This is a genomic window from Kitasatospora sp. NPDC058115 (assembly GCF_042884635.1).
Classification (GTDB): domain Bacteria; phylum Actinomycetota; class Actinomycetes; order Streptomycetales; family Streptomycetaceae; genus Kitasatospora.
This window is the reverse complement of the sequence record NZ_JBHVTL010000022.1, coordinates 42,631-56,042: the sequence shown is the minus strand read 5'-3', so window position 1 is coordinate 56,042 and position 13,412 is coordinate 42,631. Positions and strand designations below refer to the sequence as shown.

Genomic DNA, 13,412 nt, shown 5'->3' with positions numbered 1-13,412 from the left:
GTCCGTGGCTGAACGGATTCCGAACCGCTCATGCATCACCCCTTGACCGTCGAGTCATCGCCTTCCATGCTGTGGATACGTATCCAATGGATACGTATCCATTCACGATTGAGGAGCTCGGCGTGTCCCGCACCATCAAGGCCGCTGTCACCCGGTCCACCGCCCCCTCGGACGACGACGCCGTCGCGACGACCGTCCGCGAGCTGATCGCCGATGTCCGCGACCGCGGCGACGAGGCGGTCCGTGAGCTCTCGGCACGCTTCGACCGCTGGGAGCCGGAGTCCTTCCGGCTGAACGCGGCGCAGCTCGCCGACATCATGAACAGCCTCGACCCGCAGGTCATCGAGGACATCAGGACCGTCCAGGCCAACGTCCGCCGGTTCGCCGAGGCCCAGCGCGCCTCGATGTCCGAGATCGAGGTCGAGTCCGGGCCCGGCGTCCTCCTCGGCCACCGCCACGTCCCGGTCCGGTCGGTCGGCGCGTACGTCCCCGGCGGCCGCTACCCGCTGACCGCCTCCGCGCACATGACCGTGGTGACCGCCAAGGCCGCCGGCGTGCCGCGCGTGGTCGCCTGCACCCCGCCGATCCGCGGCGAGATCCCCGCCGCCACCGTCGCGGCGCTGCACCTCGCCGGCGCGGACGAGATCCACATCCTCGGCGGGGTCCAGGCCATCGCCGCGATGAGCGTCGGCACCGAGACCATGACGCCCGTGGACATGCTGGCCGGCCCCGGCAACGCCTACGTGGCCGAGGCCAAGCGCCAGCTGTTCGGCGAGGTCGGCATCGACCTGTTCGCCGGTCCGACCGAGATCCTCGTCATCGCCGACGACACCGCCGACCCGTTCATCGCCGCCGTCGACCTGCTGTCGCAGGCGGAGCACGGCCCGGACTCACCCGCCGTCCTGGTCACCACCAGCGAACGGGTCGCCACCGCGGTGCAGCGGCACATCGAGGAGATCCTGCCCGGACTGCGGACCGGCGACATCGCCGGCCCCGCCTGGCGCGACCACGGCCAGGTCATCCTGGCCGACGACCTCGACGAGGCCTACCGCATCGCCGACTCCTTCGCCTTCGAGCACGTCCAGGTCCTCACCGAGAACCCCCGCGAGGCCCTGGACAGGATGCACGCCTACGGCGCACTCTTCCTCGGCGAGGGCACCTGCGTGTCCTACGGGGACAAGGTCATCGGCACCAACCACGTCCTGCCGACCCGTGGCGCGGCCCGCTACACCGGCGGCCTGTGGGTGGGGATGTACCTGCGCACCGTCACGTACCAGGAGGTCCGCGACCCGGAGTCCTCCGCGGCACTCGGGGAGCTGTGCGGCCGGGCCGCCCGCGTCGAGCTGTTCGAGGGGCACGCCCGCTCGGGCGACGTCCGCGCCGCCAAGTACGCCGGGGCCCCGCTGACGTGGACCGACCGGTACGCGGGTGCGGACCGCTCCTGACCGTCCTCCCCCGGCGATGCCCACCGGTCCCGCACCCACGGCACCGCCGGTCACGGCCCTCTCCCGCCTCCGGGAGGGGGCCGCGCCACTCGGGTCACAGGCCGCCTCCAGCCCCTCGGGCCGCGGGCGGCGCCGATGAGCAGGGCGGAGAGTGGCCGAAAGTGTGTCCTTATGGTGTGAATATGCCACTGGCACGTTCATAACGGCGATTCCGCCATTACCCTTCCGTGTCGGACATGCCCGAGTCGCGGCATTCCCACCGGCATGCGGTACCCCGCCGCGCCGTTTCCTTCCCGAACCCTCCGGAGGAGCCCGAGTGCCGGGTATCGACGAGTGCCTGCACCAGGCGATGGCGATCGCCGGCGCCCGTGCGGCGAGTCTGATCGACTGGAGCAGCGGGCTGGCGCTGGGCAGCGCCGGAGTCGGTCCGACCGGCGACCACGACACCACGGCCGCCGAGGCGACCGACCTGGTGCGCGCGGCCGTCGAGGCCGCCACGTTCACCGCGGCGGAAGACCGCGAGGTGCCGCTGCAGGACATCCTCCTGACCACCGACCGCGGCTACCACCTGCTCTGCTTCATCGACACCGTCTTCGACAGCCGGCTCGTCCTGCACCTGTGGCTCGACCGCGCGGAGGGCAACCTCGCCGCCGCCCGCTTCCGCCTCCAGGCGCTCACCGAGGACCTGGTGCTCGGATGACGAACACCGTCACGGGCGCCCCGCGCGCCGGTGCGGGCGCCGTCACCGGCGCGGGCGCGGCCGTCGAACGGCTCGCCGGTGAACGCGCCACCGGTGCGCTGCGCGGCCCGGGCGGCGCCCTCTACCTGGTCGACGGCCTGGTCGCCCACGCCGAGTCCGACCGGGCGCCCGACCTCGCCACCCTGCTCACCGCCTGCGGCCGGCTCAGTCCTGAGGCCTGGCAGGACGCCGTCCACCGGTTCGGCCCCCTCGCGCGGGTCGGCGAGGGCCTGGTCGACCAGGGCCGGCTGACCCGGGGCGAGCTCGAACTCTGCCACCTCGGCGCGCTCTTCGACGCCGCCTGCTTCCTGCTCGACGCGCCCGCCACCGCCCCTGCCGCCCCGGCCCGTTGGACCTTCACGCCGGGCGTGCGGCACTGGCTCGGCCCGGTGACCGCGGTCGGTGCCCACCGGCTGCGCCGGGAGGCCGAGCGCCGACGGCACCTGCTGGACCGCATCCTTCCCTCGGCGCAGTTCGACACCGCGCCGCTGTGCCGGACCGCCGTCCCGCCGACCGCCGCCCCCGCACGCCATGCCCGCCGGCTCCGCCCGCCGACCCGGCGCCAGTGCGAGCTGCTCGACCACGCGGACGGCCGGAGAACCCCGGCCGAACTGGCCCGGCTGCTCGGCCGCTCCGCGTTCGCCACCACGGCGGACGTCCGCCGGCTCGCCGCCGCCGGCCTGCTGACCGGGACCGGGGCCGGTCCGGACGCGGGCCACGCGTACGACCCCGGCTCCACGCCGGCGGCGGGTGCGGAGCCGGCGTGGGGTGCGGAGCCGGCGTGGGGTGCGGAGCCGGCGGGTGCGGAGCCGGCGGGCGGGCCACCGGACGGCGCGGCCGAGCGGGTGCCGGAACCGCGGCCCCCCGGCACCCTGCACAGCCGCGTACCGGGTGCGGCGCTCGCCGCGCTCACCGGCGACGCGGCCGACCAGGCACCGGCTCCACGCCCGTCCCCCGTCGCCGCCCCGGACATCACCGTACTGATCCGGGTCCGAACCCTTCTGGAGGCCCGACTTTGAACCACGCTCCGCCCGCGACCCCGCCCTCACGGTCATGAGGCGGGCACTCAGGCAGCGTGTCGAAAGGAGACAACTGATCGCCTTGGAGACCGAGCTGCTGGCCGAACTCCGTGCCCTCAGGCAGCGGGTGCCGCACCTCACGGGCGGCCTGGTGGCCAGTGTGGACGGCCTGCCGATCGCCCATGACACCCATGGAACCGAGCCCTCGGGCCTGGCCGCGATGAGCGCGGCCTCGCTCGGCCTCGCCCACCGGCTGGCCGACAGCACCGGCCAGGGCGAGTTCCGGGAGTCACTGGTGCGCGGCGAGAACGGCTACGTCGCCATCTACGCGGCCGGCGGGAGCTGTGTGCTCACCGCCCTCGCCCACCCGGACGCGAACGTCGGCCGCCTGCACCTGGAGGCCCGCCGCTCCGCCCGGCGCATCGCCGCGCTCCTGAACGAGACGGCATCGCCCAAGGAGGCCCGGGAGTTCTGACCGCCCCGGGCCGCCCCACCGATCCCACCCCGTTCCCCCTCATCCCCCTCATCCCCCCTTCCGTCCCACGAACCGGAGACACCGACATGACCGACGCCGCAGGCGCGCTGAAGCAGGCCATGACCACGATCGAGGGCGCCATCGGCGCGGCCCTGGTCGACTACAACAGCGGCATGGCGCTGGCGACCCTCGACGGCCCCGGCGGCCTGGACCTCAACGTGGCCGCCGCCGGGAACACCGACGTGGTCCGCGCCAAGATGCGCACCATGGACATGCTGGGCCTCGCCGACGGGATCGAGGACATCCTCATCACCCTCAGCAGCCAGTACCACCTGATCCGCCCGCTCACCAACCAGAGCGGCAAGGGCCTGTTCCTCTACCTCGCGCTGGACAAGAGCCGGGCCAACCTCGCGATGGCCCGCCACCAGCTCACCAGGATCGAGGCCGACCTGGAGGTCTGACCCGCCCTCGGGCTCCGGGCCCGGGCCGGGTGACCCCGGTCCGGGCCGGCCTCCGGTACGGGCGGGGTGCCGAGCCGGCGGCACCCGGCTCCCCGCGACGAGCGTCAGGAACGGGGACCGTCGCAGCGACGGCCCGCCGCGGCGAGGGCACTGCGCCGGATGATCCCGACACCCGGACGGATCAGGAGCCAGTAGGCGGCGAACCGCCGCCCGGCGCGGGCATCGGTCCCCTGGATCCGCGTCTCGGTCACCAGCCGCGAACCGGTGCCGTGCGCGAACACCTGGTGGGAGATCACGGCCTTCGCGTAGCCGGGCTCGGCGAAGGCCAGGAATCCCGCGCCGTCCCGCAGCGTCGCCGGCTCCCGCGGGACCGGGCTCCAGAACCGTGCGACCCGGCCCAGCACCAGGGCGCGGCCGGGCTCTTCGGCCAGCGTCACCCAGCGGCCGTCCCTGCGGAACAGGTCGGCCAGCGGCACGGACCGGTCGAGGAGGTCCGGTCCCTTGCCGCGCAGCCGGGAGGGCAGGGTCCGCAGCGCCAGCAGCATCCTGGGCAGCGGGAGGTCGGCCAGCGTCACCGCGTTCAGCGCCGCCCACACCTCCTGCGGCGCCGCCGCGAGGGTGATGCCGTGCACGGTGCGGTGGCCGTAGACGGGCAGGAACCCGTCGAGCGTCTCGTCCATCGGGGGCCGCCTTCCTCGGTCCGGGGTCGGGCACGAGGAGACCGCGGCGCCCCGGCACCGCCGACCCCGAGGCCCGCCCGGGAGAACGGCGCGGCCACCACCAGCGTGTCCGCCCGACGCCCCGACGGCCAGCCCCTGGGGGACGAACTCCAGTACCACTGAGGGGGGTTGAAAAATGTAGCCGCCGCCCTCAGGACCTCGGACGACAACCCGGAACGACTCGACCGAGCGGCGTCCGAGGCCCGGGGACTCGCGGCCGTTCAGGGCCGGTTACGGAGCTTCTTCTTGTCGACCTTGCCCAGGGCGGTGAGGGGAAGGGCGTCGACGAGGTGGATCCGCTTCGGGGCCCAGAGCGCGCCCCGGCCGGCCCGGACGTGCTCGGTCAGTTCGGCGGGGGTGGCGTGCTGCCCGGGGCGCAGGACCACGGCGGCGGTCACGGCTTCGCCCCAGTGCGGATCGCGGGTGCCGTACACGGCGACGGCGGCGACCGCCGGGTGGGCGGCGAGGGCGTCCTCGACCTCGCGCGGGTAGACGTTGAAACCGCCGGTGATGATGGTGTCCTTGAGCCGGTCGATGATCGTGATCAGGCCGGTGCCGTCCCGGCGGGCCACGTCGCCGGTGTGCAGCCAGCCCCCTTCGAGCGCCGCCGCGGTCTGCTCGGGCTTGTTCCAGTAGCCGTCCATCACGAGCGGCCCGCGGACGCACAGCTCGCCGGGCTCGCCGTCCGGCACCGGCCGGCCGTGCGGGTCGACCAGGGCGACCTCCACGCCGGGCACCGGCCGGCCGCAGCTGCCCAGGACGTGCGGGTCGTCGCGGTGTTCGGCCGGATCCAGGACGGTCAGCGCGTTGGGGGCCTCGGCCTGGCCGTAGTGCTGGCTGAGCACCGGCCCGAGGAGGCGGTGCGCCTCGGCGAGCCGGGCGGGGTCGGCGGGCGCGGCCCCGTAGAGGACCCAGGTCAGCCCCGACAGGTCGGCGGCGGGGAGCCGGGGGTGGTCGAGCAGGGCGTAGAGCATGGTGGGGACGACGAACGTGGCGCTCACCCCGCCGTGCTCGATCGCGTCGATGACGCGGTCCGGGTCGAAGGAGGGGTGCAGCTCGAAGCTCGCGCCGCGCAGCAGGCCGGGGGCGACGAGGAGGCCGGCGGCGTGCGACATGGGGGTGGTGATCAGGAAGTGGGTGTCCGGCGGCCAGGCCCAGGTGGAACAGGCCCAGGCGTTGGCGAGCAGGGAGCGGTCGCGCAGCATCACGCCCTTGGGCTCGCCGGTCGTGCCGCCGGTGTAGAAGAGGTAGAGGGCGGGGCCGCGCGGGTCGTCCGGACCGGGAGCCGTGTCGGCGGCGAGGCCGTCGAGTTCGGCGAGGGTGATCGCCGGGACGCCCTCGGGGCGGGCGCGGGAGGCGAAGCGGGTGTCGTCCACGACCAGGCGGTCGGACGCGCTGTCGCGCAGGACGGTCCGGTCGGTGGCGGCGGTGGCCAGCGGGTGCAGGGCGGTGTAGCGCAGTCCGGCCAGGCAGGCGGCGGCCATGACGGTGAACGCCCGCGGGTCCGGGCCGCAGAGCAGGGCGATCCCGTCGCCGGGGGCGAGCCCCAGCCGCCCGAACGCGGCCGCGGTGCGCTCGATCCGGTCCGCGGTCCCGCCGTAGGTCCAGGTCCGCTCGGTCCCGTCGTCGTCCGTGAAGCGGAAGGCGGTGCGTCCGGGCCGTCTGCGCAGCGCGGACAGGATCAGGTCGGCGTATCCGGGTCTCATCGCGTTCTCCCCAGGACGGTCACGGCGGCCACCGCCTCCTCGATTCCGTAGAGGCCGCCGCCGTTCTCGGCGACGGCGATGCGCGCGCCGGGGACCTGCCGCCCGCCGGCCCGGCCGCGCAGCTGGGTGACCAGTTCGAAGACCTGGGCGAGCCCGGTGGCGGAGACCGGGTGGCCGCGGGATTCGAGTCCTCCGGACGGGTTCACCGGGAGGCTGCCGCCCAGTGCGCCGGCGCCGGAGGCCGACCAGGGGCCGCCGTCGCCGATCGGGCAGAAGCCCAGGTTCTCCACCTGCTGGATCTCGCCGAAGGCGGTGGCGTCGTGGACCTCCGCCACGTCGACGTCCTGCGGCCCGACCCCGGCCTTCTCGTAGGCGGCGCGGGCGGCCCGTCGGCCGATGTGCCGCTCGGCCTCGTCCGCCGCCCGGTCCGTACCGGACAGCAGGACGCTGCTGAGGACCGCCACGGCCGCGTCGTCGCGGGTGAAGTCGGCCCTGGTCACGACGGCGGCGGCGGCGCCGTCGCTGACCGGTGAGCACATCGGCACGGTCAGCGGCCAGGCCACCCGTCGCGCCGCGAGGACCTCGTCGGCGGTGAACGGCTTGCGGAAGTGGGCCCGGGGGTTGTGGACGGAGTGGGCGTGGTTCTTCGCGGCGACCGCGGCCAGCTGGGCCTCGGTGGTTCCGAAGCGCTGCATGTGGGCGCGGGCCAGGGAGGCGTAGATCTCCATGAACACCGACCGGTCGCCGTCGGGGACGGACAGCTCGGGCGGCAGGGGGCCGGACAGGGCGGCGAGGGCGGCGAGGGTCTCCTCGCGGTGGGCGACGTCCATGGCACCGTCGAACACCGCCAGCCCCCGGGCGGGGTCGGCGCAGACCAGCTTGTCCACGCCGACGGCCAGGGCGACGTCCGCCAGGCCCGCCCGGACGTGGGCGATCGCCAGCCACAGCGCGGTGGCGCCGCCGGCGCAGGCGTTCTCCACGTTCACCACGGGCACGCCGGCGAACCCGTGCGGGCGCAGCGCGACCTGGCCGGGGATCATGTGCTGGCCGTCGATGGCCTTCTGGCTGACCGTGGCGTGGAAGACGGCGCCGACGTCGCCCGGGGTGAGTCCGGCGTCGCGCAGCGCTTCGTGGGCGGCCTGCCCGGCGAGGTCGCCGGCGGTGCGGTCGAGGTGGCGGCCGAAGGGGGTCGCGCCGACGCCGAGGACCAGTGCTTCGCGGTTCATGACACCACCCGGTTGCGCAGGATGCCGAGGCCGGAGACTTCGAGTTCCACGGTGTCGCCGGGTTGCAGGAAGCGGCCGTGTTCCAGTCCGCAGCCGGTGGGCACGGTGCCCGAGCCGAAGACCTCTCCGGCGTGCAGCCGGGTCGCCCGGGAGGCGAAGGCGATCATGTCGGCGAAGGTGTGGTGCATGTCGGCGGTGGTGCCGCGACTGACCTCCTCGCCGTTGACGCGGGCGGTCATGGTGAGCCGGTAGGGGTCACCGACCTCGTCGGCGGTGGTGATCCAGGGGCCGAGGACGTTGGAGTCGGTGAAGTCCTTGCTCTTGCTCAGGCCCAGGCCGGTGGCGATCTCCTCCAGCTGGGTGTCGCGGGCGCTGAAGTCGTTGAAGACCGTGTAGCCGAAGATGTGCGAGGGGGCGTCCGCGACCGTGATGTCGGTACCGCCGCGGCCGAGCACGCAGGCGAACTCCAGCTCGTAGTCCCGCACCGAGGAGTAGCCGGGCCAGGCGATGTCGCTGTCGTGGCCGGTCACCGAGAGCCGGTTGGTGAGGTAGTACAGGGGCCGTTCGAGCATGACGGCCGGCAGCTCGACCTGCTCGGCCGCAATGCCCTGGATCCGGGCGCGGGCGTTGCGGAAGTGGCCGGGGAAGGCGCCGAAGTCCCGGATCTGCACGGGCCTGGGCAGCGGGGAGAGCCAGCGGACCTCGGAGGCGGCGACCACGGCTTCGTCCGGCGCCCGGTCGGCGAGCCGGTCCAGGATCGGCCGTACCGGATCGCCGCCGTCGATGATCGCCTGCATGGTGGCCAGCGCGGGGGCGTGGTCACCGGTCGTCAGGTGGTGGGCGCGGTCGAGCAGCAGCAGGCGTGCGCCCTGGTCGAGGACGAGCGCGGTCCGCTCGGCACGCTCGTGTTCCACGGTTGCGAGTTTCACGGTCGGGGCCTCTTCTCGGGAGGGGACGGGAAGCGGGGTGGGGTCGGACGGCGGCCGGTGCGATCGGCCCGGACGGCGGCCGGTGAGGTCAGACGAAGGCGACGACGCGGGCCGGGGCGGCGCTCGCGCGGGCGATCTTGATCGGGAAGAACGCCACCCGGAAGCCGGACGGCGGCAGCGCGGCGAGGTTGGTCAGCTGCTGGACGATGAAGACCTCCCGCTCCCGGCCGGCCCGGTGGCCGTCCCACAGCACGGAGTTGTCGCCGCTCTCGCGGAACCTGCGGGCCATCACGGCAAAGCTCAGGTCCCAGCCCCCGGCGTCGGTGCCGAGCACCTTGGCCCCGAGGCCGGCCAGGAAGAGCGTCGACTCGCGGCTCATCCCCGGGTAGCGGAAGAACTCGGGGTCGGACAGCCCGTAGCGCTCCTGGCCGGTGCGCAGCAGGACCGCGCCGCCGGCCGGGACGGGGGCGCCGTTCTCGGCGAGCGCGGCCTCCAGCGCCCCGACGGTGATCGGGGCGTCGAGCTCGCAGCGTCCCCGCAGGTCCAGCACGAGCGCCTCGCACCACAGTTCGTCCAGGGCGATGTCGGTGATGGTGCGGGCGGGCCTGCCCTCGCAGGTCGAGCCGTAGTGCAGCGGGGCGTCGACGTGGGTGCCGAGGTGGGTGCTGAAGTCGGTCAGCGTCTCCGCGCCCCAGCCCTCGCCGTCGGGCAGGTCCTCGACGCGGCAGTGCAGGGCGGCGGCGAACTGCTCGCGGCCCTCGCCCGCGGGGTGGGCGTAGGCGATGGAGGGCGCGATCACCTCGGCGAGCGGCCGCAGCTGCTCGGGGAGCAGCTCGCGGTCGGCGGGGTCCAGCGTCCTGGTCAGGTCGATCAGTTCCATGACGGCTCCTCCTCGGTTACTGGACGCTCAGCATAGAACTGGACGCTCGACACAGGCAACCGTTCGCCGCCCCGGAACCACCGGGCCGCGGCGTGACAGAATCGGCCGGGTCAGGCGGCCGCAACCTTGGGAAGGACACCGCGTGGGCGCGACCCGCAAGCAGGAGATCTCCGCCGAGACCCGGCGCCGGCTGGTGGCCGCCGCCTGGGAACTCGCCGCCGAGGGCGGAGCCGCCGCGGCCTCCGTCCAGGCCGTGGCGGAGCGCTCCGGCATCAGCCGGGGCTCCGTGGCGTGGCACTTCGGCTCGAAGGACGGCCTGCTGAAAGCGGTGGTCGAGGAAGCGTTCCGGTGGGGCGCGGAGTTCATGCGCGAGCGCCTCGCCGAGGCCGGTCCGCAGGCCGGCGTCGAGGCCCTGATCGAGGCGAACTTCGCGCTGATGTCCCGGCCCGAGGCGCACATCTTCTCGACGCTCCTGATCGAGGCCGTGAGCCGCGAGTCCCCCCTGCGCGCCACCTACGCCGAGGAGTACGCCAGGATCCGCGGCCTGTACGCCGGCCATCTGCGCGCGACGGGCGCGCACGTCACCGACCCGGACGCCGTCGCGGCGGCCCTGCTCGGCGGCACCCTCGGCATCAACATCCAGCACCGCCTGGACCCGGACCTGGACCGCCGGCGGGCCGTGACGGCGATGACCGGCATCTACACCGACGCGCTCTCCGCCGCCGAGCCGTCGCGACGGGCACCGGGTGCGGGGCCGCGATCCGGGACCTGACCGCGCCGGACGGCCCGCCCGACGGCCCCCGGTCCCCGTCCCCCGCTGCGGGGCGCCCGCCCGACGGCGCCCGGCGCGGGGCCGGCCCGGTGCCGGCTCACGGGGTCGCTTCCCCGGACGCGAAACCGGGCAGCCAGCGCAGCGCCTCCGCCCGGAAGGGGACGGTGCAGTCCAGTTGGCAGAGCACGGCGCTTCCGGCCGTGACGGCGCGGTTGATCAGGACGTAGGACGGCGGGAGGTTGAGCCGGCGGATCAGTCCCCGGGTGCCGGGGGACGCGGCCCGGGCCAGTTCCTCCCGCAGCCAGGACCGGGTGAAGTGGAACTCCTCCTGCGCCGCCGGTACGGCAAGCGGGGCGAGGAAGGCCGAGACGGCCTCCGCCCCGGCCCGCGCTCCCGGCCGGAGCAGGCCGGCTTCCCGCATGAGCTGTTCGGCGGCTTCGAAGTCCCCTTGGTGGGCGAGGCGTTGGAGCGTCCCGAGCGTGTGCGGCAGCCCGTCGGGGAGCCGTTTGACCGCGCCGAAGTCCAGGACGCCGAGCCGGCCGTCCGGCAGCAGGCGGAAGTTGCCGGGGTGCGGGTCGGCGTGCAGCAGCCCGGCCCTCCCCGGGCCGGAGAGCAGGAAGCGGGTGAACCGCAGCCCGGCCGCGTCCCGTTCCTGCCGGGTGCCGCCGGCGATCACGTCGGCGAGGGGCCGGCCGGGCAGCCATTCGGTGACCAGGACCCGGGAGGTCTGTGCGATCACGGCGGGCACGTGGATGTCGGGGTCGTCGCGGTACGTCTCGGCGAAGGCGCGCTGCGCGCCCGCTTCCAGGTGGTAGTCCAGCTCCTCGGCCACCCGCTCCTTCAACTCGGCGACCATCGGCCCGATGTCGAGGCCCGGGTAGAGCAGACCGAGGACGCGCATCAGCTGGGAGATGCGCGCGTAGTCGCCGAGCAGGGCCTCCCGGGCGTTCGGGTACTGGATCTTGACGGCCACCTCGCGGCCGTCCTCCCAGCGGGCCCGGTGCACCTGCCCGATGGAGGCGGCGGCCTCCGGCTCCTCCGCGAACGCGCGGAACGACTCCGGCCAGGACGCACCGAGCTCCTCGGCGAGGGTGTGCCGTACGGCGTCGAACCCCAGCGGCGGTGCCGATTCCTGGAGCCGGGCCAGGGCTTCCCGGTACGGGCCCACGAGGGCCGGCGGCAGCGCGGCCTCGAAGACCGAGAGCAGCTGGCCGATCTTCATCGCGCCGCCCTTGAGTTCACCGAGCACGGAGAAGAGCTGCTCGGCGGTGCGCCGCTGGAACTCCTCGGCGACCGCTTCGGCGGACTGCCCGAGCAACCGTCGGCCGACCCTGGCGGCCGACCTGCCCGCGTACCCGAGCGGCAGTGTCGCCAGACGGGCCGAGCGGGCCGCCGGCCGCCAGGGGATGCCGGCCCCGGGGCCGGGCAGCCGGCCCTCGGCCGGGCGTTCCTCGTTCCGCTCCATGCGCCGGGATCCTCTCTGTCCGCCGGACGCGGTGTCCGACCGGAAAGAGGAGCGGCGGACCCGAGGCACTCCCCGCCCGCTAGTGACTTTCCCGGCGACGGCGGTCCCGGCGCCGCGGCGGGCCCCGGTGGCCGCCCGGCGATTGCCGGGACATCGGAGGGATTGCCCGGAGTGCCCGGGCCCTCTGACACGATGGAGGTATCCACCCCCGAACCCCCGGGTGCAGGGTCCGCGGCCCGGGTCGTCGATCATCCACAACGCGACAGGGACCTGCGGGCGCCGTCCTCCCCGACACGGTGGCTGGACGATTGGTCATGGGAGGGAACATGGGTACTGGTGAGGGGCTCGCCGGGCGGGTGCGGCAGGACTGGCCCTCGGTCGAGCTCGACGCGGTGCGGCGCCTTCGGGTGCTGGCTGCCGCAGGCGGCCACCGGATGTTCGCCGAACGCACGCTGACGGCTTCCTTCGACGCGGTCTGGTCGGTGGCGAGCGATCTCGAAGGGGAGCTGCCGGGACTCATCACCGGCCTCAGGGCGTTCAGCCTGGAACCCGCCGAGTCGGGCGGCGATCGGTGGTCCGGCGTGGCCACCAGCAGGATCGGCCACCGGGAGCGCTTCGACGTGGTGCTGCGGCCCGGCTGGTGCCTGATGCAGAGCAAGGCCGTGGTGGGGGGCATGGCCGCGGTGCCCGAGGGGGACGGGGTGCGGTTCGCCCTCTTCGGCGGCCTGCGGCTGCCGGGCATCCGTGCGGTCGGCTCGTTCCTCGGGAGTTCTCCGGACTGGAAAGGCAGGGTATTGATGGACCGTCTGGAGTCCCGCGTTTCCGCCATGGCCGCATTGCCGCCCGCGGACTGACCCGATCCGCCTGTCGGAATCGGATCGATCCGGTGCGGGACGCACCCTCAAAGGCGTCCCGCACCGCACCATGTCCGGCCCTTCCCGTTCCGCTTCCCCGGACTTCTCAGAACCAGGATCTGCGGAATATCGCACGCGCCCGGAACAGTCGTGAACGCACCGTTCCGACGGGGACGTCGAGAATGCTCGCGACCGTCTGCTCGTCGAATCCTTCGATGTGCCGCATCGTCAATATGGCGCGATGCTCGGGAGAAAGCCGGTCGAGTGCGTCGCGAATGTCCGCGGCGAGTTCGGTGTCCGTCGGGTCGGGCTCGTCGGCGAGTTCGGCCGGCGACGACTTCCGCCCCCTGGCCGCGACCCGGACGGCCTCGCGCAGGGCGATCGCCTTGGCCCAGCCGAACAGCGCCTCGGGCGTCTTGAGCTGGTGCAACCTCCGGAAGATCGCGATCATCGACTCCTGGGCCGCGTCCGCGGCGTCCTGCAGGGCGATCGGCGCACACACCCGTCCGACATACGGTGCGAGAATTGCCAGAATTCGTTCCATTGCGATGACGTCGCCCCGCTGGGCTCTTTTCACCAGATCGGCCAGGTCATCTTGTTCGCGCGCATGCGAAAATTCCATCGACGGATCCCCCATGTCCCCGTTAGAGCCAAGCGCGGCTCGCGTGCAGTCGCCCCTCGGGCGTTCTGTGCGATAACCCGGCGCGCGGCCGCTTCCGGAT

At 74.0% G+C, this 13,412-nt stretch carries 14 protein-coding genes; 7 read left to right on the top strand and 7 right to left on the bottom strand.

Annotated elements, in window-relative coordinates:
* Nucleotides 1-122: 122 nt before the first annotated feature.
* The 5 genes from hisD to ACFVVL_RS23345 all read left to right on the top strand — a co-directional run bounded on the left by hisD (nt 123) and on the right by ACFVVL_RS23345 (nt 4,139).
* The gene (gene hisD, locus ACFVVL_RS23365) at nt 123-1,445 is read left to right on the top strand and encodes a histidinol dehydrogenase (RefSeq protein WP_387678195.1); all 1,323 of its coding nucleotides are present in this window, start codon (nt 123-125) and stop codon (nt 1,443-1,445) included.
* Nucleotides 1,446-1,761: 316 nt separating this feature from the next.
* Nucleotides 1,762-2,145 (top strand): hypothetical protein, encoded by a 384-nt coding sequence (locus tag ACFVVL_RS23360; RefSeq protein WP_387678192.1) that lies wholly within the window; start codon nt 1,762-1,764, stop codon nt 2,143-2,145.
* A complete protein-coding gene (locus tag ACFVVL_RS23355; protein ID WP_387678189.1) occupies nt 2,142-3,203 on the top strand; it encodes a hypothetical protein in 1,062 nt (353 codons plus the stop codon). The genes ACFVVL_RS23360 and ACFVVL_RS23355 overlap by 4 nt, the downstream gene beginning before the upstream one ends.
* 82 nt (nt 3,204-3,285) lie before the next feature.
* Nucleotides 3,286-3,678 (top strand): roadblock/LC7 domain-containing protein, encoded by a 393-nt coding sequence (locus tag ACFVVL_RS23350; protein ID WP_387678186.1) that lies wholly within the window; start codon nt 3,286-3,288, stop codon nt 3,676-3,678.
* 86 nt (nt 3,679-3,764) lie between these two features.
* Complete coding sequence (locus ACFVVL_RS23345) at nt 3,765-4,139, top strand: hypothetical protein (RefSeq protein WP_387678183.1); 375 nt, start codon at nt 3,765-3,767, stop codon at nt 4,137-4,139.
* 104 nt (nt 4,140-4,243) lie between these two features.
* On the opposite strand, the gene ACFVVL_RS23340 is transcribed toward ACFVVL_RS23345, so the two are convergent.
* The 5 genes from ACFVVL_RS23340 to ACFVVL_RS23320 form a co-directional block, all read right to left on the bottom strand.
* Nucleotides 4,244-4,819 (bottom strand): hypothetical protein, encoded by a 576-nt coding sequence (locus ACFVVL_RS23340; protein ID WP_387678180.1) that lies wholly within the window; start codon nt 4,817-4,819, stop codon nt 4,244-4,246.
* A gap of 260 nt (nt 4,820-5,079) precedes the next feature.
* Nucleotides 5,080-6,564: an AMP-binding protein gene (locus tag ACFVVL_RS23335; protein ID WP_387678177.1), complete on the bottom strand. Its 1,485-nt coding sequence runs from the start codon at nt 6,562-6,564 to the stop codon at nt 5,080-5,082.
* Entirely contained in the window at nt 6,561-7,790 is a 1,230-nt protein-coding gene (locus ACFVVL_RS23330; protein WP_387678175.1) for a thiolase family protein, read from the bottom strand. Before ACFVVL_RS23330 ends, ACFVVL_RS23335 begins: the two co-directional genes overlap by 4 nt.
* On the bottom strand, nt 7,787-8,704 hold the full coding sequence (locus ACFVVL_RS23325) for a fumarylacetoacetate hydrolase family protein (RefSeq protein WP_387678172.1): 918 nt from the start codon (nt 8,702-8,704) through the stop codon (nt 7,787-7,789). The genes ACFVVL_RS23330 and ACFVVL_RS23325 overlap by 4 nt, the downstream gene beginning before the upstream one ends.
* A 103-nt stretch (nt 8,705-8,807) precedes the next feature.
* Nucleotides 8,808-9,599, bottom strand: a complete 792-nt coding sequence (locus ACFVVL_RS23320) for a cyclase family protein (protein ID WP_387678169.1) — start codon at nt 9,597-9,599, stop codon at nt 8,808-8,810.
* Between the two features lie 142 nt (nt 9,600-9,741).
* On the opposite strand from ACFVVL_RS23320, the gene ACFVVL_RS23315 reads away from it, so the two are divergent.
* Nucleotides 9,742-10,371, top strand: coding sequence for a TetR/AcrR family transcriptional regulator (locus ACFVVL_RS23315; protein ID WP_387678166.1), 630 nt, complete (start codon nt 9,742-9,744; stop codon nt 10,369-10,371).
* A 97-nt stretch (nt 10,372-10,468) separates the two neighbouring features.
* Here the strand turns inward: ACFVVL_RS23315 and ACFVVL_RS23310 are convergent, their stop codons facing one another.
* Nucleotides 10,469-11,836, bottom strand: a complete 1,368-nt coding sequence (locus ACFVVL_RS23310; protein ID WP_387678163.1) for an ABC1 kinase family protein — start codon at nt 11,834-11,836, stop codon at nt 10,469-10,471.
* A 326-nt stretch (nt 11,837-12,162) separates the two neighbouring features.
* On the opposite strand from ACFVVL_RS23310, the gene ACFVVL_RS23305 reads away from it, so the two are divergent.
* Nucleotides 12,163-12,690 (top strand): hypothetical protein, encoded by a 528-nt coding sequence (locus ACFVVL_RS23305; protein ID WP_387678160.1) that lies wholly within the window; start codon nt 12,163-12,165, stop codon nt 12,688-12,690.
* A 106-nt stretch (nt 12,691-12,796) separates the two neighbouring features.
* Here the strand turns inward: ACFVVL_RS23305 and ACFVVL_RS23300 are convergent, their stop codons facing one another.
* On the bottom strand, nt 12,797-13,312 hold the full coding sequence (locus ACFVVL_RS23300; RefSeq protein WP_380287918.1) for an RNA polymerase sigma factor: 516 nt from the start codon (nt 13,310-13,312) through the stop codon (nt 12,797-12,799).
* Between the last annotated feature and the right edge of the window lie 100 nt (nt 13,313-13,412).

What these genes read in the sequence shown, in the direction of transcription:
- ACFVVL_RS23305 (WP_387678160.1), top strand. Translation starts at nt 12,163, where the DNA reads ATGGGTACTGGTGAGGGGCTCGCCGGGCGGGTGCGGCAGGACTGGCCC.
- ACFVVL_RS23330 (WP_387678175.1), bottom strand. Translation starts at nt 7,790, where the DNA reads ATGAACCGCGAAGCACTGGTCCTCGGCGTCGGCGCGACCCCCTTCGGC.
- ACFVVL_RS23335 (WP_387678177.1), bottom strand. Translation starts at nt 6,564, where the DNA reads ATGAGACCCGGATACGCCGACCTGATCCTGTCCGCGCTGCGCAGACGG.
- ACFVVL_RS23310 (WP_387678163.1), bottom strand. Translation starts at nt 11,836, where the DNA reads ATGGAGCGGAACGAGGAACGCCCGGCCGAGGGCCGGCTGCCCGGCCCC.
- ACFVVL_RS23355 (WP_387678189.1), top strand. Translation starts at nt 2,142, where the DNA reads ATGACGAACACCGTCACGGGCGCCCCGCGCGCCGGTGCGGGCGCCGTC.
- ACFVVL_RS23345 (WP_387678183.1), top strand. Translation starts at nt 3,765, where the DNA reads ATGACCGACGCCGCAGGCGCGCTGAAGCAGGCCATGACCACGATCGAG.
- ACFVVL_RS23300 (WP_380287918.1), bottom strand. Translation starts at nt 13,312, where the DNA reads ATGGAATTTTCGCATGCGCGCGAACAAGATGACCTGGCCGATCTGGTG.
- ACFVVL_RS23320 (WP_387678169.1), bottom strand. Translation starts at nt 9,599, where the DNA reads ATGGAACTGATCGACCTGACCAGGACGCTGGACCCCGCCGACCGCGAG.
- ACFVVL_RS23340 (WP_387678180.1), bottom strand. Translation starts at nt 4,819, where the DNA reads ATGGACGAGACGCTCGACGGGTTCCTGCCCGTCTACGGCCACCGCACC.